The following is a 23,317-nucleotide window of genomic DNA, read 5'->3' on the forward strand; positions in this document are numbered from 1 at the left end:
ATTAGAATGGTCATCTACTTTGTCAGCCAGCTTGAAAAGGTCCAGACATTTCGCTGCACTGGCTTTCGCGTATCTGGGCATTCTAATGTCCGCAGAGAACATAACGGACTTATTCGCACCTTCCATAACTAACTCGAGTCAGTCGGTATGAAAACGGGTTTATTCATGATGCAGGCTCCCTACCTCATTGAAGTATTAGCTAAGCGGTATTTTACATTTGCTTTAATCATGATAACAGATGCACGTAAGCTCAGCACCGAGTAACAAGAACTTAAACGGCAGCAAGCTGTTACATTTCGTGAGAAGGGTAAATCTTCCAAGAGATTGACGCGTTGCTCAATGTCCACCCTGATACCGTTGGTCGCTGGTATAAGCGTTATCAATTATGGGCTTAGCATTGGTCGCGGTAGGCGTTTTTATGGTGCTCGAAAAGGCCATCCCCAAGGCTGTTTGAGTGTCGAGCCTGAATAGGCAAGCGCTTGGGTCGTTTGCCGTAGGCTAAATGGCCGATCGGCACTTGTTGCAGGGGCATCGTTACTCGGTCACCCTGCTTGGTTGTGATCGGGTCGTTGCTTTTACCCGTGGATGCATATCGACAGAAAACATCGACTGCAAAATAACGCGCTTTGTGAAACGTGAGCAGCTGTTTTTGAGTCGTTATCCGGTTTATGCCGATCATGAGTGCCGTGTGACGTTATCTTATGCGTAGGCCGCCTTGATGAAACGTCTCAGCAGGGTGTGGCCCTGCCCGCTATCCACATTATTTTGTCGTAGATGAGTTAGATCATAATTAGCGTCTTTCATCGCACAGCCATAGACATCGATGGCATGCTCCATAATTTCAGAGTCGAATTCTGGATGAAACTGCACGCCCCAGATGTTTTGTCCGTAACGGAAAGCTTGATAGGGATCATGGCTATTAGAGGCGAGGACGACGGCATCTGAGGGTAACTGCAGAACGGATTCGTAATGAAACACATACATACTCATGATGTCAGGGAAGTCTTTGAATAACGGATCATGATTGGCCGCTTGATGCTTCATGAGGTCGACGACACCAAACTCCGCCCCGTTGGGATTTTGCCCAACCGTTCCACCCAGTACATGCACCAGTAGTTGATGACCAAAACAGACACCTAAGATGGGTATCTTATTTTCCGGAGATGCTATTTATGACGGCCCTTTAATCGATAATGCGGACGATAGTGTTGTCGAAGATTATATTAAGACCATTAGGCGTCTGCGAGACCTGCCGGTGTCCGTGGTTCACGGTGGGCATGATCATAGTTTTGGGTCAAAACGATTGATTGAGTTATGTGATAACTATCTGCGGAGCAAAGGTTGTTGAAGGTGGTCAATGAGTCAGCCTGGAGTCAGGATCTGGCTACAGTTATTGATCATATCCGCTTACCCAGTTTCAGTGGTGCACTCGAACGGCTTTTGGCGACTCAGTGTTATTTTGACACTATGCTAATGATCACCTGCAAGAAGTCGCTGAAACCGATAATTATCTCCCCCACTAATCCGGCAGAACAGAGTATCACCCTGCATAACTACATCAACGGGGCTTATATACTTGACCCTGTGTTTAATGCCATACGGGAGGGTAAACTGAGTGATGGCGTTAGTCGTCTGATCGATATCGCGCCGGATAATTTTACAACGACGGAATATAACCTGAGCTGTTATAAAGAGTTTGATCTGATCGATGAGATTAACCTGTCGATCATGTTAGATAATCATGTGACATGCACTATCTGCTTGGGTCGAAGAACAAATCGCGGCACCATTACGCGGGCTGAGCTGAGCCGCTTAAATAAGATGTATCCGGTTATCCAGTCCCTGGTACGTCAATTCTGGGTCGCTCAGTCCCAAGATTATATCCAATATGAGAAAACTGAGGGGGCCATAAAACAGGCGATGAGCAGTTTTGCGCGTGGCGTTCTGACTCGAGAACAACAGGTTACCGGCCTGATGTTGCAAGGGCATTCGTCCAAGGCTATCGCTAGAGAACTGAGCATTAGGGAAGGTGCGAATAAGTCCGTTATATTCTCTGCGGACATTATAATGGCCAGATACGCGAAAGCCAGTGCAGCGAAATGTCTGGACCTTTTCAAGCTGGCTGACAAAGTAGATGATCATTCTAATATCCGCCCTTCGGGGCTTTCAGAGAAGCAGGATCTCAGCGTTAACATTTTTCGACGTACAACCAGTATGCCTGTAACGGTTGCCTTGATCTCCAGCTTCTCTGTAAGCCAGAGGCGTAATTGACTTATTCGCACCTTCCTTAGCTTAGGGGCTGTTAAGGTACATCGCAAGAATGTGCATACGCGCTTGAATACCTCCTCTCAAGCAGCGATCTTCAATCTGTTCTTAGCGCATTTGAAAGACATAGACCCGACGTCACTTTTTCAGGGGGATACAGATCGGATTCTCGAATAAATATGTTCAATACTGGTTTATTATATATAAATTATTGATACTGTTTTGTTATTTGGCTTATTTGTATACATAAAGGAATGTAATAAATTAAGTGACATAAAGCTCATAAAACAATTATCGAGAGAGGGTTGGTGCGAGATATGTCGCTTAATCAATTACTGCAAGTACGCGCTTTGGATTTACCATCGCGAGAAGCGATGCTTAATCGTGATCGGTCGGTGCAACATTTTTGGGACAGCAATAGAGATTTACTGAGCGGTGCATGGCGCGAGTGGGAAGAGAATGAGAAAGAAAGGCTTATTATTCTCGATGATGCTTTGCTTGATGCGAACCTGCGTGACGCTGTTGTTCAGGCATGGGAGGACCCAGCAACTGAATCGTCTGTGCGGGATCTATGGCAGGAAGTAAGTCCTGGCGTTTTCCTGAGCCAGTTCTTCGATCCCGAACGGCTGGCAGACTTACGTAATTACTTAGAAGTAGTATCGAGTGCAAAGATTCCGCTTCGACCGCCCTACGGGATTGTATTGAACAGCGGTGGCGCGATGCTTGATCCTCGTTCTGAGGGGTTTCTTGCTGTGCCCGGCTTTCAGGCGTTCTACCGTGAACTTTTGGATAATTATATGCGACCAATCGGCCGTCTCTTGTTCCCTGAAGTGATGGGATACGACACGCAGACGTTTGGCTTTTCAATTAAGTATCAGGCTGGTGGGGATAGCTCTCTTCGTCTGCACACGGACGCGTCTGCAGTGACACTGAATATCAATCTGAACTTGCCTGGGGAGGCGTTTGCAGGATCTGCTGTTGATTTTCTTGATCCGGTCACGGGCCGTATGAATAGGCAAGTGTTTAAGCCTGGTAGTGCAATCATTCACCGTGGCAACGTTGCACACGCTACACAGCCTATAACCGATGGTGAGCGCACCAACTTAGTCATGTGGTTATATGGTGATGATGGGCAAATACCGTTTCATTGCACACCGAGCTTAGCGACTGATGCGCGTCAGCGTTGGACTGTGCAACCGGCAGAGTATGATGATTTTGCGCCTTTTTAAGAGATGAAATCTGAGTCTGTGAATGCTGGCTGTTTGAATGCTAACGAATATATTTAAGCATATTCCCGGTGTTTATGGATGTGATGAAAAAGCAAACGACGCTTTAGCTAGGCTGATATTGAGTCGGCTCTGAAGCTGCGACTGAAGAATTACTGCCAGACTGTGGGTATAAGCCTAGGTCTGGCTATTGGAGAGACAGATGAGTAAAACAATTTTTATTACCGGTTCTACCGACGGTATTGGTTTAGCCACGGCGAGAAAGCTGATCGGTGAGGGTCATAAAGTCATACTGCATGGGCGGAACCCGGCGAAGCTTGCCAACGTCCAGCAGGAACTGATATCCGCTTCATCGGCGGCGCAGGTCGATGGTTTCGTCGCTGATCTGTCACGCTTGACCGATGTGGTGGCGCTGGCGAATGCGGTGTCTGAAAAATACAATCAGATTGATGTGCTGGTAAATAATGCGGGCATTTTTAAAACCACTGAAGCAATGACGGATGGCGGTATAGATCTGCGCTTTGTCGTCAACACCTTTGCGCCATATCTGTTAACTCAGCGCTTGCTGCCTTTGTTAGGCAATACTGGGCGGGTAGTAAATCTATCATCCGCAGCGCAAGCGCCGGTTGATCTTAAAGCATTGGCGGGTGATGTAAGAGTTGCCGATGATTTCAGTGCCTATGCGCAGAGTAAACTCGCATTAACTATGTGGTCACAGAGTATGGCGCAGTTGTTGGGTGATCAGGGGCCAGTCATTATTGCCGTAAACCCCGGTTCGCTGTTGGCCAGTAAGATGGTTAAGGAAGGTTTTGGTGTGGCTGGGAATGATCTGAGTATCGGCGCTGATATTCTTATCCGTGCGGCGCTGTCCGATGAATTTTCCACGGCGTCTGGTCAGTACTTTGATAATGATGCGGGTCAGTTTTCTAATCCGCATCCAGACGTTCAGGATCAGGCGAAAGTGATAGGGGTCGTGGCTGGGATAGAGTCAGTGATCAAAAAGTTGAGCGTCTAAGGAAGGTGCGAATAAGTCAATGAGGCCTCTGGCTTACAGAGAAGTTAGAGATCAAGGCAACAGTGACAGGCATACTGGTTGTACGTCGAAAAATGTTAACGCTGAGATCCTGCTTCTCTGAAAGCCCCGAAGGGCGGACATATATGGGATTGAGGCGCCAAACAGACGGTCAGATTTTTATCTGACCGTTTTGTTATCGGTACTCTTTAATGCTCGATCTGTGCAGTGTTGAGCAGCGTCGTTACCGATGGCCGTTGGGGCGCTTGAGTATCGTCCTGCGGAGTGAGTCAAGGAGCGCGAATCGGAGTTCTCAGAGAGGGGCGCTGTATTTAAGGTCGCGCTATTTTTCCGCTCAATCTCGATTATCGATTGAGATAATAAGCAACGTCGGATGTTCAATCTTTCAACCCAGCACAGTGCGTGTCATCGATGCCTGAGGCAGCGTTAAAGTCGTCGATGCCGATTGCAACAGCGACGGGTGCTTTTCGTATCGCTGCTGTGAGTGGTAAACAGAAGTAACATCCGTTTATTGATAGTCATTTTCAGACCTCGCTTCCCTCAGGACACCGCTGAATATTCAGCATAGATTGATAACCTGAGTGACTCTGCTGCTGAGCGTGCAGGTGTTTTAAATGGTTTTGATACACTAACCAGCTCATATAGCCGGCACAAAAATTGCCCGCTGCAGCACCGATAAACAGACCAATTAAACCACCAGACTCGGCACCGAGCCACAGTAGAGGGAGATAGCACACCAGTAAGCGTAATGCGGACATGATGAGTGCCAGTCCCGGCATGCCCATCGCACAGCAGGCTGAAACCAGTAACATGCTGATACCTAGGCCGCTATAGCTGATAGGAACCAGCAGCAGGTATTGATTGAACTGCTGCGCAATCGTGGCATCGGTTGTTAGTGCTGAGCTGATGGCGACCGATAGCAGTGCCGTGATAAGCGCGATGATGACCTGAGAGAGAATGATAAACCTGATCGCTATACGGATAAGCTGATCGATCCCCGTCAGATTATTTTCCCCCATTAAACAACCAATCATCGCTGGCATGGACATGGTGAGGGATAACACGAGGATGATGGAAAAAAACTCGATTCTGTTGCCCAGTCCCCACGTTGCTACAGCCTCGTTACCAAAAGTTGCAACCAGTGCTGTTGCTAGCAGAGCAGAAAGCGGTGGAATGAACTGGCTCAGTAAGGCAGGCGTCATAAACGAGAATAGGCGCCTCAGTGCAGTCACGATCATGTTTATCGTACTGGGTAGGCGTATTAATTGACGCTTGATTATTGGCTTGTAGATGATCAGACATCCGCCAGTGAAGGCACTGACCGTAGCCCACGCTGCGCCAGCCAAACCTAAATCAAAAACAAATATGAACAGAGGATCCAGTGCGATGTTCATCAGACTGGAAAATACCAGCGCCGTCGCGGGCAGGCGAGTGTCTCCCCGAGCTCTGAGGATACTGAAACCGAAGTAGAGCATTGCACCCAGCCAGCAGCTGAGCAGCCAGGGCATCCAGTAAGCCCTGAGCAACGGTAGCAGACTCTTATCGGCCCCTAGGTTGATCGCGATAGGCTGTTGAATATGCCACAGTAATAGGCACAGCAGTGTCATCAGGAGAAAACCGGTGATGATAATCAGGCAGCCTAACTGCTGCGCATAATGCTCTTGTTGGGCACCTAACGCACGGGAAATCAGAGAGGTGGTTGCGATACCCAGTCCCACTTGAATACCGATGATTACCTGATAGATTGGCATACTGAAGCCGACCACTGCCAGCGGCTGAGAACCCAGCTGACCGATAAACGCGCTATCAATCAACTGATTACTGGCGATAGCCAACATGCCGATCAGCATCGGCCAAGTCATCTGATATAGTTGTCTGCTCTGTGGATTGTTGAATATAGCCATGGATTCTCTCGGCTTTGATCGGCTTATGCGGAGGGTCTCTGCGGAGGGCTCTGCGGTACTCGTTGACCGCAGAGAGTAGGGTGACATTAGTGATCGATAACAACTTTTCCCATACCTTGACCACTGGCAAGACGCTCGTGGGCTTTACCCGCTTCATTCAGTGAGAAGTTCAGCTTATCCAGTACTGGCTTCATGCCTCCGGCTTCAATAATTTCAGCCAGCTTAGTAAGAATCTGACCATGAACTTCACGGCGGTGGTTATGGATCATCGGGATTAGCATAAATACGACGTGCAATGACAGGCCTTTAAAGTGTGCCATTGTTAGATCCAGCTCTACCATAGATACAGTAGAAGCTACCTGACCATTAAGTGCTGCGGCATCGAATGAGTTGGTCATATTTTCACCGCCAACCGAGTCAAACACCAGATTGAAGCCGGCACCATCGGTATATTTTTCTACGTAGTCAGCAACCGCTTCAGTTTTGTAGTTTATGGCTTGTCCGCCTAACTCTTCGATCAGTGCTAGTTGATTATCACCACCGCCGGTTGCATAAACATCCGCACCAAAATGCTTTGCTAGTTGTAATGCAATATGACCTACACCACCAGAACCCCCATGGACTAATACTTTCTGTCCCGCAGAAATACCTGCCCGTTGCAGGCCTTCGTATGCGGTAATACCAACCAGAGGAATCGCAGCTGCTTCACGCATAGAGAGATTCTTAGGCTTATTAGCAATCAGACGTGCATCGGCGGCGATATAATCAGCCAGTGTACCCTGAAGATCACAAAGCCCTCCGGCACATCCATAAACTTCATCGCCCACTGCAAAGTTGGTGACGCCTTCGCCCACCGCTTCGATCGTACCAGCAAAGTCCATACCGAGTACGGCGGGTGGTTTAGGGGATAACGGTAGTTCTGGCCCCATTTGACGAATCATCGTATCCACGGTGTTGACGCTGCTGGCGGCGATACGAACGAGTACCTGACCTGCCTGAGCCACAGGTGTTGGGATTTCAGCCTGTTCAAATACTTCAGGTCCACCAAATTCACGGATAATCATTGCTTTCATGTATGCAGTCCTCATAAGTTGATAGCAGTCACTTTAATTGATGTGCCTAATGATGATAATTGGTTGTTTTACAGAATCAGTTTATAGATATTGTTTATAATGTCTGATTCGGCAGCCGCTTTACTCTATCTTGGCTAGAACACCACGCGGGATGATGAGCGGGTTTATCTGGCTATTTAAACAGCCTTGCCTATGCGTGTGTTGTGGCTCTCAGAGCAGGACGCGATAGAAGGCGATGACGTTTTAGCAATAAGCCGATGTTGATCTGTTTTAGTAAACGGATCTCTGTTGTTAACGAGGTGATGCAGTACTGTGTTCGGTCAGCCGTTTATCCGTTAAATTCGAATGTAACGCTATCCCAGTACTTCTAAGATGTTGATAAGAGAGGCTTCTCAGCAGCAGGTATAGACCGCTGATTAGGAGAGCCATGAATGATGTGCGCAGAATCGTGGTTAGTTTTTCTGGAATAACGATCACTTTGATTGCTAATATATATTGATAATAATGCGTTAAATGAAATCATTTTCAATATTTAGTTGATAAATTGCGATGAATATAGAACATCTGAAGCTCTTCGTGCGTTTGGCGGCTACTCATAATATCAGTCAGGCGGGGCTGGAGCTGGGCTTATCGCCTGCAGTTTCCAGCGCGCATATCAATAAACTGGAACAGGGGTTAGGCGTCCGGCTGGTGCATCGCACCACTCGCAAAGTCGCGTTGACGGAAGAGGGTAAAGACTTTTTGCCTCATGCGGTCGAGGTGCTGGCCAGTGTCGAAGCGGCTCGGGGGGCGGTGGGGGTGGGTAAGGGACTGCCTTCAGGTACATTGCGGGTGTCAGCTTCGGCTTCGTTTGGTCGTATGCATCTGCTACCTGCTTTGAAAGGTTTTTTGGACAGTTATCCCGATCTGAATGTTGACCTACGTTTATCTGATTCAATCATCGATATGGTCGAAGGTGGTTTTGATATTGCGGTGCGTATCGCGGAACTGAAAGATTCAACGCTAATTGCGCGTAAGTTGGCATCCGATGATCGTATCCTGTGTGCATCGCCGAGTTATGTGGCCGAATTTGGTGAACCTGAATCGCCACAAGACTTAGTCAAACATCGTTGTATCACGTTGATGGGACTGGAAAACTGGACTTTTGATACCCCAGATGGTCAACAGGTTATGAGAGCTGCGGGGCGTTTCCGTACTGATAATGGTGAGGCTGTTAGAGATGCTTGCGTCGATGGCTTGGGGATCTCGGTTAGCTCAATCTGGAGTGTCTATGAGCAGCTAGAAAAAGGAGAGCTGATGAGGGTATTACGAGATTACCCGCTTGTATCAGATACCGCGGTGTGGGCCGTTTATCCTAGCTCACGCTTGTTGGCACCAAAGGTCAGAGCATTTATTGATTATTATGCGGAGTGTTTTAAAGAGCCCGTTTATTGGGATGCTCAAGCCTGACTTTTCATCCCTGTTGCTCGATGTTCGAAAGATGTAGCTGAATTGACTCTGTCTGTATCCATTAACGTGTTCAACCATCTTGCTTGGGTACATGGCGACTATTATTGCGGCTTGATAGTCGTCTTCTTAATCTTAATATTCAGGTGCTGTATGAGTTTACTTTACGAGTCTGAGTTTAACCCGGTCTCTTAGCGCTTTTTTGTTTCGCTGCATTGATGCGATCGACCGCCGCTCGACTCACCATCAGACGGGTGCCGCTCCGAGTGTCGATGCAGTAGCCGATCTGCCAAGCAGTATTTAGGCATCGGTGGTTGAGTAGATAGTTGAACAGACGCTTGAGTCGACTAGATAAAGGCGTGGGTGAGGCTGTTCATGGAAAGACGTTCCCTCGCGTTGCTGATGACTGATGAGAAAACGTTTAGCACCGCGGGAAGTGGTTGCTCTGCATGAGGGCTACCGTCAAGGGCAAGCATTATGCCTCGCAAGTTTGTCACCCTCGTTCATGCAGCGATACTCTTTCAAGTGTGCTCAAAGCGATAGGGCAGGTGGTTTGCTTAAGTGGGCAGCACAAAGCTGAGATGCCTCGTATCTGCTCGCTCAGCGTTAACCTGCACTGTATCGTCGTTTAAGCGCGAGCCGAGTGGCTTGTTTATATGAAACAGGGTCTAAAATGGAATATCATCATCGAAGGCAACGTCGGGTACATTGTTGTCAAAAGCCGGTTGTTCTTGATTCATATGGCTGTCAACGGCGTTGGTCTCGACTTTCCACGCTTGAAGGTTGTTGAAGTAACGACCATTATATTCACGACCACGAATATCAAAGGTGACCGTGACTTCCTGCCCTACGTGAAGGTTATCAAGTAAGCTCACTTTGTCTTGAACGAACTCAAGATTAATTTCTTGCGGATACTTACCATCCTCAACGATGACCACCATTTCTCGCTTAGTGAAACCGCTGTTGAATGTTTGAGGGTCCTGAATTAATTTAACTTTACCCGATAACTCGTAAGCCATTATTTCCTACCTTTAAGAAGTCTATTGCAGCGATGAATTAAAGCAGAAAAGGGCGAACATTACCTCTCTATTAGCCGCTTTTTTCCGCTTTTATGCATTGTCATTCGGGCTAAAATAGCGTGAGACCGTTGTTCATGTGTATCGTTTGATCTTCGATCAGGATGGGACGATCAGGGGTATGAGGTGATCCCCGAGTAAGGCTTATCAGTCAAGCGTCTGAGTAAACTGATATTGTGCTTATTGAGGCGGTAACGCCATCAGCATGACTCAATCGGTGCTGATGACGTACGGCATAACCGCGGCATCAGTGTTTAGACGGAGGCGCGCAAGACTCGCGGACAATGATCTCGACTTCCAGTGGCGTGGGCAACGCGACATCCTTACCGGTTAATTTGGCAATCAAGTAATCGGCGGCCAGCGCGCCTACTTTTTGTTGCGGAGTTCTGACGGTGGTTAAGCTTGGAGTGATAAGAGAAGCCAACCACATATCATCAAAACCGGTGATAGAGACATCTCGGGGAACCTCTAGGCCGAGATGTTTACTCTCGAAAATAGCGCCATAGGCGAACGGTTCCGAGCCGCAGATAATGGCGGTCGGCGGTTCTGAGCGGGACATCAGCAGCCGGAAAGCTTCGCGTCCTTGTTCCGCGCTGATAGGCCTTTCCACGAGGTATTCGTCTGACATGCTCAGGCCGCGTAGGGCTAGGGCATCACGCACGCCCAAGAGTCGCTTGTGAGCTCGGTCATTGCGCTTGATATTATTTGAGATCATGGCGAACTTTGTATGTCCCAGATCCATTAAGTAGTTAGCAACGTTAGCGGCGGCTATTTTATTGTTAAAGCCGATACAGGGATGTTCTTCCTGAGGGGTTGTGGTCCAGGTTAATACATAGGGTATTTGTTTTGCTTTAAGCAACTGATAGATCGCTTCATCATGGGAACTGCCGACGAGCAGTAAGGCATCAATACCGTGCGATACCATCTGATTGATATGTTTGAATTCCTGTTCGGCATCGTAATTATCGGAGGCCACGACCAGTGTGTAGCCGGCCTTTGATACCTGACTTTGAAAGGCTTCGAGGGCAGGGGCAAAAAGGTTGCTGTCGAGTGATGGAACGATTGCACCAATCATGCGCGATTTTTTTGAGGCTAGGGTGCGTGCTGCTGCATGTGGCACGTAATTCATCGCTCGAATTGCTTGATCGATTTTGTGTTTCGTTTTTGGACTAACGACGTCAGGGTTATTGAGATAACGAGAGACGGTTGCCGGTGCAACGCCTGCTGCACGGGCAACATCACCCATTGTGGCAGATTTACTGAGATTAATGTCTGTCGCTTTCATCGGTAATTTTTAGCTGGCTGAATAAGCGCTTATTAAAGCAAAAGCACGAAAATAAGGCAATATTTTGTTTAATGCCTGCATTTTGTGCGTTTTTTCTCTGAAGTTAAAAATTCAATTGATTTCAATAAAAATGGTTGACTCCCATCAGATTCATGCTTAATTTGAATGCAAATGAAATCGCTTTCATTTTGTTTTTGAGGCTCCCAAGTTGGCAAAAAGTATGCCGTGAGGGAGAGGAGCGATCCGAGTTAACGTCATCGTTTTTGTGAAGAATCAGGAGAGTTAATCAATATGAAATCCCATTACAGAGTCGTCATTATCGGGGGCGGAATCGCAGGATGCAGCACCCTTTACCATCTGACCGAAGAGGGTTGGAATGACGTTGTACTGATCGAGCGTAATGAGCTGACATCGGGCACCACTTGGCATTCTGCTGCGCAGGTGACAAATTTTGGTGCTGTGCAAACGATGGTTGGTTTGAAAAGCCACAGTATCAAACTTTATAAAGAGTTAGCTGACGATCCTGATTACCCGATCAATTATCATCACGCTTCAGGTGGTATCCGTCTAGCCTCCACTCAGGATCATTTGGATGGCTACAAGCACTTCATGTCCGTGGCGAAAGGGATGGGGGTTGATTTTGAGCTACTGGATGCGGCGGAGTGTGCCGAACGCCATCCGCTGATTGAAACTCATGAGCTAATGGGCGGCCTTTGGGATCCGCTTGACGGCGATATCGATCCGGCGCAACTGTGTCAAGCGTTGGCGCGTCGTGCGCGTAAAGCCGGTGCTGAAATCTATCGCAACAATCCCGTTGAAAATATCTATCAAAAGCCGAACGGCGAGTGGGTTGTGCAGACCAAAGATGGCGATATTACCTGTGAGAAGATCGTTAACGCGGGCGGCTATCGCGTTAACGAGATCGGTAAAATGCTGGGTATTCAATACCCGGTTACCTCCATGGAGCACATGTACTTCCTAACCGATGCGATCCCTGAAATACAGGATTTTGGTAAGCGTGTTCCATTGCTGCGTGATCCTCTGGATGACTTCTATAGCCGTCAGGAAAAAGATGGCTTGTTGGTCGGTATCTACGAGCAGCGCTGTAAGACTTGGGGTATGGATGGCATCGATCCAAACTTTGTTAACGCACTCTGTCCTGATGATCTTGATCGCTGTCTGGATAATATGGAACGTGTTTTCAAGCGTATGCCTTGTCTGGAACGCACCGGTATTCGCAGCATTGTTAACGGCCCGATTACTTATACTATTGATGGCTTACCACTCGTTGGTAAAACTCCTGGTCTGGACAATGCTTACTCGATTATTGGTTTGCGGGCCGGTCTGGGTGAAGGCGGTGGACACGGTAAGATTCTGGCTGAAATTATCGTTCATGGTGAGTCTGAGTGGGATACTTGGTGTCTTGATCCGGCACGTTTCACCCGTCACGCGAATACCGAACTGACTGCGCTTAAAGCGGTTGAAGATTATCAAAACGAATTCCGCTTCCACATGCCTCATGAATTCCGTCCTGCCGGCCGGTTGGCAAAAACCACGCCTATCTATCCAATCCTGAAACAGCAGAATGCAGAGTTTGGTGTGGTTAATGGTTGGGAACGGACTCTATTCTTCAAGCCGGATGCTGACTTCGAATTCAAGCACAGCTTCAGCTTCACTGACGTAGACAAAATTGTTGCCGAAGAAGTTAAGGCGGTAAATGAGCGTGTTGGTCTGATGGAAGTCAGCGGCTTTAACCGTTACGAAATCAAAGGACCAAAAGCGGCTGAGTGGCTTGATAGTCTGATGTGCTCTAATGTGCCGAAAAAAGTGGGCCGAGTGGGTCTGTGCTACTTCCTGACAGACAAAGGTAATGTCTTAGGTGAAGCAACCCTGGCTAAGCTGGCAGAAGATCGTTTCTGGTACGGTTCAGCGGCGGCATCTGAGTACCATGATATGGATTGGCTGCGCACGCGTCTGCCGAAAGATGGCGGTGTTGAAATTGTGCCTATGACCAATTCACACACGATTCTGGTGGTGGCGGGTCCTAAGTCTCGTGAGCTGTTGGCTAAGCTGTCTCCTCGTACCGATTGGTCAAAAGCGGCCTTCCCTTGGCTTACCGCTCAGTCTGTCTTCATCGGTCATGCAGAAGCGATGGCAATGCGTGTTAGCTTTAGCGGTGAATTGGGTTGGGAATTACACATACCGAATGAACAGCTGTTGTTGGTTCATACTCTGCTGACTGAAGCGGGTGAAGAGTTTGGCTTGGCACCTTTCGGTGGCTTGGCAACAGAATCAATGCGTCTCGAGAAGAGTTACCGTCATTGGAAAGCGGATCTGATTACTGAATTTGATCCCTTTGAAAGCTCTTTGAACCGTTTCGTTAATATGGATAAAGAAAGCTTCCCGGGTAAAGAAGCATTGTTGGCTAAGGCTGGACAACCTGCTCGCCGACAGTTCGTCACGATGACTGTTGATTGCGAAACAGCTGCGGCTCACCCAGGCGATTCTATCTGCATCGATGGCAAGGTCATTGGTACCGTGACATCTGCGGGCTATGGACATCGTGTGCAGAAGAACATTGTGATGGGCTTTGTTGATCCGGCATATGCTGCTGAAGGATCTACGGTTGATGTGGACATCATTGGTCAGCCTTATGCTGCCACTGTCGTTGCTGATTCACTGTTCGACCCAGAAAACGTCTGCGTTCGATCATAAGAATAGATGAGTAAGCAATTGACACAACAGAACACAACACAACACAGCGGAAGGAATGACGATGAAAGCAATTAAAGCAATGACAGTCGCCGCAGTATTCAGCTTTAACGGCATCGCAGCGCACGCTGCTGATGTCGTGGTGGGGGTGCCAAGTTGGCCTTCTGCTGCTGCCACTGCATACATTCTTAAAACGGTGATGGAAGAGAACCTCGGATTGGATGTCGCGACGCAAAGCGGCTCCAATGCGGTTATCTTTGAGGCGATGGATCGTGATTCGATGCACGTTCATCCTGAAGTTTGGTTACCTAATCAAAATAATCTTTATAAGAAGTACGTTGAAGAGCGCGGGACTGTAGTGCAAAACGACCACGGTGTCGAAGCAAAACAAGGTATCTGTATAACTCAAGCAACATCGGAAAAGTACGCTATAAAATCGATTTATGATTTGACCGATCCAGACAAGTCCGTGCTTTTTGATACTAATGGCAATGGTTTGGGAGAGTTGTGGATTGGTGAGCCGGGTGCCGCGTCAACGGTGGTGGAAAAAATTCGTGCCAAAAGTTATGGCTATGATCAAACCATGGACCTAGTGTCTACCGATACCCCGATTAACTGGGCAGCATTGGATGCCGCAGATAAAGCGGGTAAGCCATATGCCTTTTTCTGTTATACGCCGCATTACGTATTTTCAGTCTATGACCTCGTGTTCCTGCAAGAGCCAGAACACAATGCGGATACTTGGAATGTGCTGCAGCCTACCGATAATCCTGATTGGTTGGCTAAATCGAACGCTGATAGTGCATGGCCGGTGGCTCATTTGTATGTGGATTACGCTAAGTCACTGCAAGAAAGCCATCCAGAAGTCGCTATGTTATTGAAGAACGTTCAATTCAGCGCCGATATTGTCAGTGATTTGAGTTATTCCATGGTGGTCGAGAAGAAAGACCCAGAAGCACTGGCTCATGAATGGGTTAAAGAACACAGCAGTTTGGTTGAATCTTGGTTAGGCCAATAATCTGATATTGATTGTTTTATCACCGGTCTTCTTGGGCATATCGCTCAGGAGGGCTGGCGATATCATCAACACATCATCGATCAGCTGATCTGGCGATTGAATGATATCAGATTGGAAGTATAGGAAATGCAATGAAAGCGATTAAAGCAATGGCTATGGCTGCCGTGGTTAGCGTCAATGGCGCAACAGCTTATGCCGCGGATGTGGTTGTAGGTGTACCGGGTTGGCCTTCGGGTGCCGCGACGGCCTATATCTTGAAAACAGTAATGGAAGAAAACTTTGGTTTAGAGGTGGCGATGCAAAGCGGTACGAATACCGTTATTTTTGAGGCGATGGATCGTGGCTCGATCGATATTCATCCTCAAGTCTGGTTACCGAATCAAAAAAACCTTTATCAAAAGTATGTCGAAGAAAAAGGCACTGTATTTCAAGGTAGTCACGGTGTTGAAGCGAAGCAAGGGATCTGTGTAACTCAAGCAACATCGGAAAAATACGCCATAAAATCGATTTATGATTTGACCGACCCAGACAAATCCGTGCTGTTTGATAGTAATGGTAATGGCTTGGGAGAGATGTGGATTGGTGAGCCAGGAGCCGCGTCAACGGTGGTAGAGAAGATTCGTGCCAAAAGCTATGGCTATGATCAAACCATGGACTTGGTGTCTACCGATACCCCGATTAACTGGGCTGCTCTTGAGGTTGCGGTAAAGGCGAATAAGCCCTATGCGTTTTTCTGCTATACGCCGCATTACGTATTTTCACTCTATGATCTTGTTTTCCTGCAAGAGCCGGAACACAACGCAGATACTTGGAATGTATTGCAGCCGACAGATGATCCGGATTGGTTCGATAAATCCAATGCGGATAGCGCTTGGTCTGTTGCCAATCTGTATGTGAACTACTCTAAGTCGTTGAGCGAAAAACATCCTGAGGCCGCGATGCTGCTGGATAATGTTAACTTAACAGCAGAGATTGTGAGTGGTTTAAGTTACTCCATGGTGGTCGAAAAGAAAGATCCCGAAGTGCTTGCCAAAGAGTGGGTGCAAGAACATAGCAACTTGATCGAGTCTTGGCTGGGGCAATAGTCAGACAATCTGTTATTGAAGCTTGGCGGTTATGCATCGGTGCCGTTGAAACAAATGTAAACGCATCGATAGCCGCGTAAGCCGATCAGGTGCCAGAAATGACGAGCAGGAGAAAACTCAGCATGGCTACGGATGTAATTCAGCTAGAAAATGTTTGGAAGATTTTTGGAAAAAATTCCGAGCTGGCAATGAAAGCCATTAATGAAGAAGGGTTGGATAAAGCGACGGTGCTAGAGCGATTTAGCTGTGTTGTTGGTATCGCTGATGTCTCCTTTACAGTGCCAAGAGGTGAGATTTTTTGCATCATGGGACTGTCGGGCAGTGGTAAATCGACACTTATCCGTCATCTCAATCGTTTGATTGAGCCGACAGCAGGCACGATTAAGGTGCTTGATCGGGATATGTCTGCTTTATCCAATGATGAACTGCGGGGCATGCGAGCCAAGCATATAGGCATGGTATTTCAACATATGGCGTTGTTACCCCACCGGACGGTATTGGATAACGTTGCGTTTCCGCTAGAGGTGCAGGATGTGCCTAAATTCAAACGCTGGGAGATTTCTCAACATGCGTTATCGTTAGTCAACCTCAACGGTTTTGAAGATCGTTTGCCACATCAACTCTCAGGCGGGATGCAACAACGGGTCGGATTAGCACGAGCGCTGGCGAGTGATCCAGAAGTCTTGTTGATGGATGAACCGTTCAGTGCATTGGATCCGTTGATCCGACATGAATTACAGAATCAATTTGTCTCGCTGACTAAAACGCTGCAGAAAACCACCGTATTTATCACCCACGATCTCGATGAAGCGATCCGTATTGGCGATCGAATTGCCATTATGAAAGATGGACGGCTAATCCAGATAGGCACCCCCGAGGAAATTGTGATGCAACCAGCCGATGATTATGTGGCTGATTTCGTCAAAGGGATTTCCAACTTGAAGCTGATTAGTGCGCATTCGATTATGCAGGAAATAAACAGTTATACGGTTCCTGAAGGCATCAGTCTGGCTGATGCCCCGCGTGCTAAAGAAGATACCAACCTTGAGCATCTTATTGATATCTCTATTACCACACCACTGCCCATTATCATTACCAATGCACAGGGTGTTGATATAGGTATTGTCAGTAAAGATACATTATTAACGGGAATTAAGGGGAAGGGGGATGAATAATACGACGATAAAAGCGAATGTGAGTGATGACTCTTCAATGCAGCATGCGCAGGCCGAGTCGGTGCATCGTTTTACCGAACGGCAAGGGGAATATTACAGCGCTCAGTTTGAGAAAATTCAATCCAGTAATCGCCTGACGGTTACTTTTAATCCGAAGGCTGCTTTGTTTGGGCCGTGCTGGGCCGCCGCGCGGAATATCTGGGGCTTTTTTTGGCTGAGCACCTTTGCGCTGTTGTTTTCACTGGTACAACTCGGACGCGGACTTTGGGGTGAATTAGGGGCCGATAAGTTGGCACAAGCGGCCCGTTTGAGTGATAAATCTCAAGAGATGGCGGTCAAAGCACAGAGTGCTTTGGAAGCAGGGGCGGCTAATGCCGCTGCATTATTACGCAATTCAGAGAATTTACAGCGCGCCGCCGACAATGCACTGGCTGCTGCCAATGAAGCGGCTCAGGGGGCGGAACAGCTGGTGATCTGGGGGAGTGTGTTTTTAATCCTGGTGATACTGATTCAAGGCTTTATTGCTAACCTCGTCTATGAGAAAAAATATTGTCAGTGGCGAATTAATAATAGTGAAAAAAGTGGCTTTAGCTATCCCAACCTCCTATTGGGTCTGGCGATGCTGACGATGATACTGCCTTTGATGCTGTATCGTTTCACAGCGGCTAAGCCGGTTGAGTGGTTAACGGCGTTTCCGGCGAACAAGGCGATATTTAACTCGACATCGAGTTGGCTGGATAAAGCGTTTGATGCCATCGCATTACAGGGGGCGGGATTCTTTGATGGCATCACCTATAGCATTCGTATTTTATTGGATGGTTTGGAAGTCGTGCTGGTGGATACGCCTTGGCCGGTAACAACGCTGGTTATCCTGTTTATGGCCTGGCGTTTGGCGGGGCCGCGGGTGGCGATCTTTACGATAGCCGCGTTGTCTTACCTCGCTTTCTTGGGCTATTGGGAAAAGAGTATGGCGACGATTGCCCTATTGGGTGCCGCAGCCACCTTATGTGTTCTGGTCGGGGTACCTTTAGGTATCGTGTGTGCAAAAAACCGTACCGTGGATTCGATTGCCCGTCCGGTATTGGATTTTATGCAAACCATGCCCGCCTTCGTGTATTTGATTCCTATTATCGCCTTCTTTGGTACGGGCAAGCCGCCGGGTATTTTAGCCACGATCATCTTCGGTATGCCTCCCGTCGTTCGCTTGACTGCGTTAGGTATTAAGCAGGTGCCGCCGTCTATTGTTGAGGGCGCCCTAGCGTTTGGTTGTTCACGACGCAAGTTGTTGCTCGATGTGGAGATTCCACTGGCCATGACAAATATTATGGCAGGTATCAATCAGACGATCTTGATGTGCTTGTCGATGGTAGTGATCGCCTCATTGATTGGTGCCGAAGGGCTGGGTACTGATGTCTTGATGGCATTGCAATTTGCCGCAAAAGGACAAGGGTTGTTAGCCGGTCTAGCGATATTGTTCTGCGCCATGATTATCGATCGGATTGTTCAGGGATGCGTTAAACCAACAGGCAGGCCCGCAGGTTAACCGTAAGATTAACGTTTGAGCTGCTTTGGGGCGTCGCGAGTTATTCGTCGATATGACTTCATAGTGGTCTCAGGCATGCATGGACAGGCTTATTAATCCAAATAGCTGGGTCATTTAAGAAACGACAAAATAGAGAATGTGTACGATGAAAATATTAGTAATGGTAAAGCGAGTTTCGGATCCAAACGTCATTATCCGAGTAAATGCCGACAACAGTGCCGTCGATCTGAATAATGTCAAAATGGCGATCAATCCTTTTTGTGAGATCGCTGTCGAAGAGGCCGTGCGTCTCAAAGAAGCGGGGGTTGCCTCTGAAGTGATCGCGCTTTCCATTGGTGAAAGTCAATCTCAAGAGCAACTACGAACGGCATTGGCCATCGGTGCTGATCGCGCCATATTGATTGAATCGGATGCAGCACTTGAACCGTTGGCGGTGGCGAAGCTGACAGCAAAAGTGGTTGCTGAAGAGGAGATAGGATTAGTGCTGTTAGGTAAGCAGTCGATTGATACGGATAACGGTCAAACTGGGCAGATGTTGGCCTCGATCATGGGGGTTGCACAAGGAACCTATACCTCGAAGCTGGAGGTGAGTGATGAAAAAGTGAATCTGACCCGTGAAGTTGATAGTGGTTTGCAGTCGATCTCGCTGAATCTACCAGCGGTTATTACCTGTGACTTACGCCTTAATGAACCGCGTTTTGCGTCGCTACCCAACATCATGAAAGCTAAGCGTAAACCGCTCGAGACTAAAGCTGCCGCAGATTATGGTATTGATCTAGCGCCACGCATTAAAACTTTGAAAGTTGAAGAACCCGATACACGTCAAGCAGGTGTACTGTTGAACTCGGTTAGCGAGTTGGTAGAGACATTGAATATTAAACCGGAGGCAGTTTAAATGACTATTTTAATTATGGCAGAGCATGATAACGGCAGCTTGAAAGAAATCACCTTGAACGCAGTCACTGCCGCCACTCAGATTGGTGGTGATATCGATATACTGGTTGCCGGTGAAAATTGTGCTAGCGCGGCAGAATCTGCGGCGACAATCAGTGGTATTAAGCGTGTTAGAGTGGCGGATCATGCTTGTTATAACGGCCAACTGGCCGAGAATGTTGCCGCCTTAATTCAATCTATTGCCAGCGAATATACGCATATCATTGCGCCATCCACATCGAACGGTAAAAATATTTTGCCTCGTGTTGCCGCGGCACTGGATGTGGCCCCTTTTTCAGACATTATCAGCATTGAAAGTGCGGACACCTTTAAGCGGACGATCTATGCCGGCAACGCCATCGCCACGGTAAAGTCTGATGATGCGATTAAGGTGATGACTATTCGCGGCACGGCGTTTTCTCTTGCAGATAAAAATGGAAGCGCTTCCATCGAAATCTTGACGACGGTAGAAGAGCTTGGACTTTCTGCTTTTGTTAATGAGAGCGTGGTTGAATCCGAACGACCAGAGCTGACCTCAGCAGATACCGTGATCTCGGGTGGTCGGGGTATGCAGAGCGGTGATAACTTCGAGATGTTGGAAAAGGTTGCCGATAAATTAGGTGCTGCTGTGGGCGCGTCTCGGGCAGCCGTCGATGCGGGTTATGTGCCGAATGACATGCAGGTAGGGCAGACCGGTAAAATTGTCGCACCGGATCTGTATATCGCGGTGGGTATCTCTGGTGCGATTCAGCATCTCGCCGGTATGAAAGATTCGAAAGTGATTGTTGCGATCAATAAAGATGCCGATGCGCCAATCTTCCAAGTCGCCGATTATGGGCTGGTCGCTGATCTGTTTGATGCGGTTCCGGAATTAGATCAAGCGCTGTAACGGTTAGATTGAAATACGCATTTTGTGAGGAGATAAGTCATGCGGGAATCGATGGAATTCGATGTTGTTATCGTGGGAGCTGGCCCTGCTGGTCTGTCGACAGCCTGCCGACTGATGCAGCAAGCACAGCAAGCGGAGCAGGACATTAGCATTTGTGTTGTTGAGAAAGGCTCTGAAGTCGGCGCCCATATTCTTTCAGGTGCGGTATTAGAGCCTCGTGCTCTAATCGAACTGTTTCCTGATTGGCAAGAGCGGGGCGCACCGCTGAATACGCCCGTTACTAGCGACGAAATTTACCTGTTTCAGGATGCTCAACGGTCGAAAAAATTGCCGAATAGTCTTGTACCTAAGACGATGCATAATGAGGGCAATTACATTATCAGCCTCGGTAATCTATGCCGTTGGCTGGCGGAGCAGGCCGAAGCCATGGGGGTTGAGATATTCCCAGGCTTCACCGCCGCCGAAATTCTCTATCGTGAGGATGGTGCCGTTAAGGGTATCGCTACCGGTGACATGGGGATCGGTGCCGATGGTGAGCAAAAAGATAGCTACATGGCCGGTATGGAACTGCATGCTAAGTACACGGTATTTTCAGAAGGTTGTCGCGGCCATCTAGGGAAACAGTTAATGGAGACCTATGAGCTGAATCGCGATGTCGATGTTCAGCATTACGGCCTCGGTATCAAGGAAATTTGGGATATCGATCCCGATAAACATCAGCCGGGTTTGGTGATCCATGGCGCGGGTTGGCCGTTGGCGAAAGGTAGCAGTGGTGGCTCCTTCCTCTATCATGGTGATAATCATCAGGTGGTCGTAGGGCTGGTGGTCGACTTGAGTTACTCGAACCCCTATCTGAGTCCGTTCGATGAATTCCAGCGTCTCAAGCATCATCCGGTATTGCAGCAAACGTTAGCCGGTGGCAAGCGGGTTTCTTACGGTGCTCGTGCGATCACCAAGGGTGGCTTTAACGCCTTACCTAAGATGTGCTTCCCCGGTGGTTTGTTGGTCGGCTGTGATGCTGGCACCCTCAACTTTGCCAAGATCAAGGGGACTCACACGGCGATGAAAAGCGGCATGCTAGCGGCTGAGACGATTTTTGACGCGTTATCAGGCGATGCCGAGGGTGGCCGAGAACTCAGTGGGTTCAGCGAGGCATTACGCAATTCTTGGGTGTATGAAGAACTTCGTGCTACGCGTAATTTCGGCCCAGCCATGCACAAGTTTGGCACTTTTTGGGGAGGCGCTTTCAATTACCTCGACCAAAACTGGTTTAAGGGCAAGCTGCCTTTTACCTTGCGTGATAATAAGCCTGACCATGCCCAGCTGAAGGCTGCGTCTGAATGCATGCCGATCGAATACCCTAAACCGGATGGCAAGATCAGTTTTGATAAGCTCTCCTCGGTCTTTCTGTCGAGTACCAATCATGAGGAAGATCAACCTTGTCATCTAACCCTGCTGAACGAGGCGACGCCGGTGGAGGTGAATTGGAAACGCTATCAGGGGCCTGAAGCGCGATTTTGCCCTGCGGGCGTTTACGAGTTTGTCGAGGATCCTGAGCAGGATCTGCCGCAGTTACAGATCAACGCTCAGAACTGTTTGCACTGTAAGACCTGTGATATTAAGGACCCCACACAGAATATTCGTTGGGTGACGCCCGAGGGGGCGGGTGGTCCTAATTATCCTAACATGTGAACTGGCTAGCGAGCGCTAAAGCAAGGTTAAAGTCACTTGCATTTTTTAGCGCATGGATGAAGTCAAGGTGCGGCTTTTGACTATCCATGAATAGCGTTATGCTTCGCGGTTTAGATGTGTATTTTAAGCGTGAACGTTGCGATCGGACGGATAAACAGTGATGCTTTTTTGACAAACTTTTTTCACGAACTTTTTACGCGCGTATTTAAAATATAAAAATATCGTTAGTGTTTTTAATCATTTGGTTGAAACGTACTAACCTCGGTCTGCTAGGCGGACATACAGATTTTTAAAACAATTTATAAGGTTGCACCCATGACAATTGCAAGCGAAGAACCACAAAAATTCATCTTTAAAACCACATGTAAAGCCAGTAGCGGTATTGTGGCTGCCGTCACCTCTTTTCTTTCAGAACGGGGTTGTTACATCAGTGAACTTTCTCAGTTTGATGATCAAGATTCGCAGCATTTCTTTATGCGTGCCGTGGGTTATATTGAGTCAGGCGAAAATACACTGTCTGATCTCAAAGGTGAGTTTCCAGAGGTCGCCGAGAAATTTGCTATGGATTGGAGCCTAGAGGCGGCCTCTACGCCGTGCAAAGTATTGATCATGGTCAGTAAGTTCGATCACTGCCTCGATGATCTTCTCTATCGTCTACGTAAAGGCGAAATCAATATGGAGATCACCGCGATTGTGTCTAACCACAAAGATCTGCGAGCGATGGCGGAACGAGAAGGCATTCGCTTTGTGCATCTGCCGGTGACCAAAGACAATAAACAAGCTCAAGAAGATGCGCTGATGACGATTGTCGAGGAAACTGGATCAGAGCTGGTGGTGCTCGCCCGTTATATGCAGATTCTCAGCGATAGCCTGTGCCGCAAACTCAGTGGTCGAGCGATCAATATTCATCATTCATTTTTGCCGGGCTTCAAGGGCGCAAAACCCTACCATCAAGCACATAC

The 23,317-nt window shown here is 48.0% G+C and carries 20 protein-coding genes; 15 read left to right on the forward strand and 5 right to left on the reverse strand.

Annotation, left to right across the window (positions count from 1 at the left end):
- Nucleotides 1-502: 502 nt before the first annotated feature.
- Complete coding sequence (locus Q4488_RS17860) at nucleotides 503-709, forward strand: hypothetical protein (RefSeq protein WP_303581841.1); 207 nt, start codon at nucleotides 503-505, stop codon at nucleotides 707-709.
- Here the strand turns inward: Q4488_RS17860 and Q4488_RS17865 are convergent.
- Entirely contained in the window at nucleotides 700-1,170 is a 471-nt protein-coding gene (locus tag Q4488_RS17865) for a gamma-glutamyl-gamma-aminobutyrate hydrolase family protein (RefSeq protein WP_368411594.1), read from the reverse strand. The genes Q4488_RS17860 and Q4488_RS17865 overlap by 10 nt on opposite strands.
- Between Q4488_RS17865 and Q4488_RS18855 the strand changes: the two genes are divergently transcribed.
- From Q4488_RS18855 to Q4488_RS17880, 4 genes are all read left to right on the forward strand, one after another.
- A complete protein-coding gene (locus tag Q4488_RS18855) occupies nucleotides 1,142-1,348 on the forward strand; it encodes a hypothetical protein (RefSeq protein ID WP_368411593.1) in 207 nt (68 codons plus the stop codon). The two genes, Q4488_RS17865 and Q4488_RS18855, sit on opposite strands and share 29 nt — an antisense overlap.
- A 2-nt stretch (nucleotides 1,349-1,350) precedes the next feature.
- Complete coding sequence (locus Q4488_RS17870; RefSeq protein WP_303581842.1) at nucleotides 1,351-2,271, forward strand: LuxR family transcriptional regulator; 921 nt, start codon at nucleotides 1,351-1,353, stop codon at nucleotides 2,269-2,271.
- A gap of 311 nt (nucleotides 2,272-2,582) precedes the next feature.
- Complete coding sequence (locus Q4488_RS17875; RefSeq protein ID WP_303581859.1) at nucleotides 2,583-3,494, forward strand: 2OG-Fe(II) oxygenase; 912 nt, start codon at nucleotides 2,583-2,585, stop codon at nucleotides 3,492-3,494.
- Nucleotides 3,495-3,693: 199 nt separating this feature from the next.
- A complete protein-coding gene (locus Q4488_RS17880) occupies nucleotides 3,694-4,506 on the forward strand; it encodes an SDR family NAD(P)-dependent oxidoreductase (RefSeq protein WP_303581843.1) in 813 nt (270 codons plus the stop codon).
- A 542-nt stretch (nucleotides 4,507-5,048) separates the two neighbouring features.
- Here Q4488_RS17880 and Q4488_RS17885 read toward each other — a convergent pair.
- Together Q4488_RS17885 and Q4488_RS17890 are read right to left on the reverse strand one after the other, a co-directional pair.
- Entirely contained in the window at nucleotides 5,049-6,428 is a 1,380-nt protein-coding gene (locus Q4488_RS17885; protein WP_303581844.1) for an MATE family efflux transporter, read from the reverse strand.
- Nucleotides 6,429-6,514: 86 nt separating this feature from the next.
- Entirely contained in the window at nucleotides 6,515-7,501 is a 987-nt protein-coding gene (locus Q4488_RS17890; RefSeq protein ID WP_303581845.1) for a zinc-dependent alcohol dehydrogenase family protein, read from the reverse strand.
- Nucleotides 7,502-8,050: 549 nt separating this feature from the next.
- On the opposite strand from Q4488_RS17890, the gene Q4488_RS17895 reads away from it, so the two are divergent.
- The gene (locus Q4488_RS17895) at nucleotides 8,051-8,950 is read left to right on the forward strand and encodes a LysR family transcriptional regulator (protein WP_303581846.1); all 900 of its coding nucleotides are present in this window, start codon (nucleotides 8,051-8,053) and stop codon (nucleotides 8,948-8,950) included.
- Nucleotides 8,951-9,615: 665 nt separating this feature from the next.
- Here the strand turns inward: Q4488_RS17895 and Q4488_RS17900 are convergent.
- The gene (locus Q4488_RS17900) at nucleotides 9,616-9,966 is read right to left on the reverse strand and encodes a DUF3127 domain-containing protein (protein WP_303581847.1); all 351 of its coding nucleotides are present in this window, start codon (nucleotides 9,964-9,966) and stop codon (nucleotides 9,616-9,618) included.
- A 304-nt stretch (nucleotides 9,967-10,270) separates the two neighbouring features.
- Nucleotides 10,271-11,308, reverse strand: coding sequence for a LacI family DNA-binding transcriptional regulator (locus Q4488_RS17905; protein ID WP_303581848.1), 1,038 nt, complete (start codon nucleotides 11,306-11,308; stop codon nucleotides 10,271-10,273).
- A 291-nt stretch (nucleotides 11,309-11,599) separates the two neighbouring features.
- Between Q4488_RS17905 and Q4488_RS17910 the strand changes: the two genes are divergently transcribed.
- From Q4488_RS17910 to Q4488_RS17950, 9 genes are all read left to right on the forward strand, one after another.
- The gene (locus Q4488_RS17910; protein WP_303581849.1) at nucleotides 11,600-14,023 is read left to right on the forward strand and encodes an FAD-dependent oxidoreductase; all 2,424 of its coding nucleotides are present in this window, start codon (nucleotides 11,600-11,602) and stop codon (nucleotides 14,021-14,023) included.
- A gap of 61 nt (nucleotides 14,024-14,084) precedes the next feature.
- Nucleotides 14,085-15,038: a glycine betaine ABC transporter substrate-binding protein gene (locus Q4488_RS17915; protein ID WP_303581850.1), complete on the forward strand. Its 954-nt coding sequence runs from the start codon at nucleotides 14,085-14,087 to the stop codon at nucleotides 15,036-15,038.
- A gap of 131 nt (nucleotides 15,039-15,169) precedes the next feature.
- Nucleotides 15,170-16,123, forward strand: a complete 954-nt coding sequence (locus tag Q4488_RS17920; protein WP_303581851.1) for a glycine betaine ABC transporter substrate-binding protein — start codon at nucleotides 15,170-15,172, stop codon at nucleotides 16,121-16,123.
- A 122-nt stretch (nucleotides 16,124-16,245) separates the two neighbouring features.
- Nucleotides 16,246-17,298, forward strand: coding sequence for a glycine betaine/L-proline ABC transporter ATP-binding protein (locus Q4488_RS17925; RefSeq protein WP_303581852.1), 1,053 nt, complete (start codon nucleotides 16,246-16,248; stop codon nucleotides 17,296-17,298).
- Nucleotides 17,291-18,841, forward strand: a complete 1,551-nt coding sequence (locus Q4488_RS17930) for a proline/glycine betaine ABC transporter permease (protein WP_303581853.1) — start codon at nucleotides 17,291-17,293, stop codon at nucleotides 18,839-18,841. Before Q4488_RS17925 ends, Q4488_RS17930 begins: the two co-directional genes overlap by 8 nt.
- Before the next feature lie 145 nt (nucleotides 18,842-18,986).
- Complete coding sequence (locus tag Q4488_RS17935; RefSeq protein ID WP_303581854.1) at nucleotides 18,987-19,736, forward strand: electron transfer flavoprotein subunit beta/FixA family protein; 750 nt, start codon at nucleotides 18,987-18,989, stop codon at nucleotides 19,734-19,736.
- Entirely contained in the window at nucleotides 19,737-20,663 is a 927-nt protein-coding gene (locus tag Q4488_RS17940; protein ID WP_303581855.1) for an electron transfer flavoprotein subunit alpha/FixB family protein, read from the forward strand.
- 39 nt (nucleotides 20,664-20,702) lie between these two features.
- Nucleotides 20,703-22,355, forward strand: coding sequence for an electron transfer flavoprotein-ubiquinone oxidoreductase (locus tag Q4488_RS17945; RefSeq protein WP_303581856.1), 1,653 nt, complete (start codon nucleotides 20,703-20,705; stop codon nucleotides 22,353-22,355).
- Nucleotides 22,356-22,670: 315 nt separating this feature from the next.
- Nucleotides 22,671-23,317: formyltetrahydrofolate deformylase (locus Q4488_RS17950; protein WP_303581857.1), on the forward strand; the 647-nt coding region annotated here is incomplete at its 3' end.

Origin of the sequence: Amphritea sp. 1_MG-2023 (genome assembly GCF_030547545.1) — a bacterium.
Classification (GTDB): Bacteria; Pseudomonadota; Gammaproteobacteria; order Pseudomonadales; family Balneatricaceae; genus Amphritea.

What these genes read in the sequence shown, in the direction of transcription:
- Q4488_RS17860 (WP_303581841.1), top strand. Translation starts at nt 503, where the DNA reads ATGGCCGATCGGCACTTGTTGCAGGGGCATCGTTACTCGGTCACCCTG.
- Q4488_RS18855 (WP_368411593.1), top strand. Translation starts at nt 1,142, where the DNA reads ATGGGTATCTTATTTTCCGGAGATGCTATTTATGACGGCCCTTTAATC.
- Q4488_RS17875 (WP_303581859.1), top strand. Translation starts at nt 2,583, where the DNA reads ATGTCGCTTAATCAATTACTGCAAGTACGCGCTTTGGATTTACCATCG.
- Q4488_RS17880 (WP_303581843.1), top strand. Translation starts at nt 3,694, where the DNA reads ATGAGTAAAACAATTTTTATTACCGGTTCTACCGACGGTATTGGTTTA.
- Q4488_RS17885 (WP_303581844.1), bottom strand. Translation starts at nt 6,428, where the DNA reads ATGGCTATATTCAACAATCCACAGAGCAGACAACTATATCAGATGACT.
- Q4488_RS17890 (WP_303581845.1), bottom strand. Translation starts at nt 7,501, where the DNA reads ATGAAAGCAATGATTATCCGTGAATTTGGTGGACCTGAAGTATTTGAA.
- Q4488_RS17895 (WP_303581846.1), top strand. Translation starts at nt 8,051, where the DNA reads ATGAATATAGAACATCTGAAGCTCTTCGTGCGTTTGGCGGCTACTCAT.
- Q4488_RS17900 (WP_303581847.1), bottom strand. Translation starts at nt 9,966, where the DNA reads ATGGCTTACGAGTTATCGGGTAAAGTTAAATTAATTCAGGACCCTCAA.
- Q4488_RS17905 (WP_303581848.1), bottom strand. Translation starts at nt 11,308, where the DNA reads ATGAAAGCGACAGACATTAATCTCAGTAAATCTGCCACAATGGGTGAT.
- Q4488_RS17910 (WP_303581849.1), top strand. Translation starts at nt 11,600, where the DNA reads ATGAAATCCCATTACAGAGTCGTCATTATCGGGGGCGGAATCGCAGGA.
- Q4488_RS17915 (WP_303581850.1), top strand. Translation starts at nt 14,085, where the DNA reads ATGAAAGCAATTAAAGCAATGACAGTCGCCGCAGTATTCAGCTTTAAC.
- Q4488_RS17920 (WP_303581851.1), top strand. Translation starts at nt 15,170, where the DNA reads ATGAAAGCGATTAAAGCAATGGCTATGGCTGCCGTGGTTAGCGTCAAT.
- Q4488_RS17925 (WP_303581852.1), top strand. Translation starts at nt 16,246, where the DNA reads ATGGCTACGGATGTAATTCAGCTAGAAAATGTTTGGAAGATTTTTGGA.
- Q4488_RS17930 (WP_303581853.1), top strand. Translation starts at nt 17,291, where the DNA reads ATGAATAATACGACGATAAAAGCGAATGTGAGTGATGACTCTTCAATG.
- Q4488_RS17935 (WP_303581854.1), top strand. Translation starts at nt 18,987, where the DNA reads ATGAAAATATTAGTAATGGTAAAGCGAGTTTCGGATCCAAACGTCATT.
- Q4488_RS17940 (WP_303581855.1), top strand. Translation starts at nt 19,737, where the DNA reads ATGACTATTTTAATTATGGCAGAGCATGATAACGGCAGCTTGAAAGAA.
- Q4488_RS17945 (WP_303581856.1), top strand. Translation starts at nt 20,703, where the DNA reads ATGCGGGAATCGATGGAATTCGATGTTGTTATCGTGGGAGCTGGCCCT.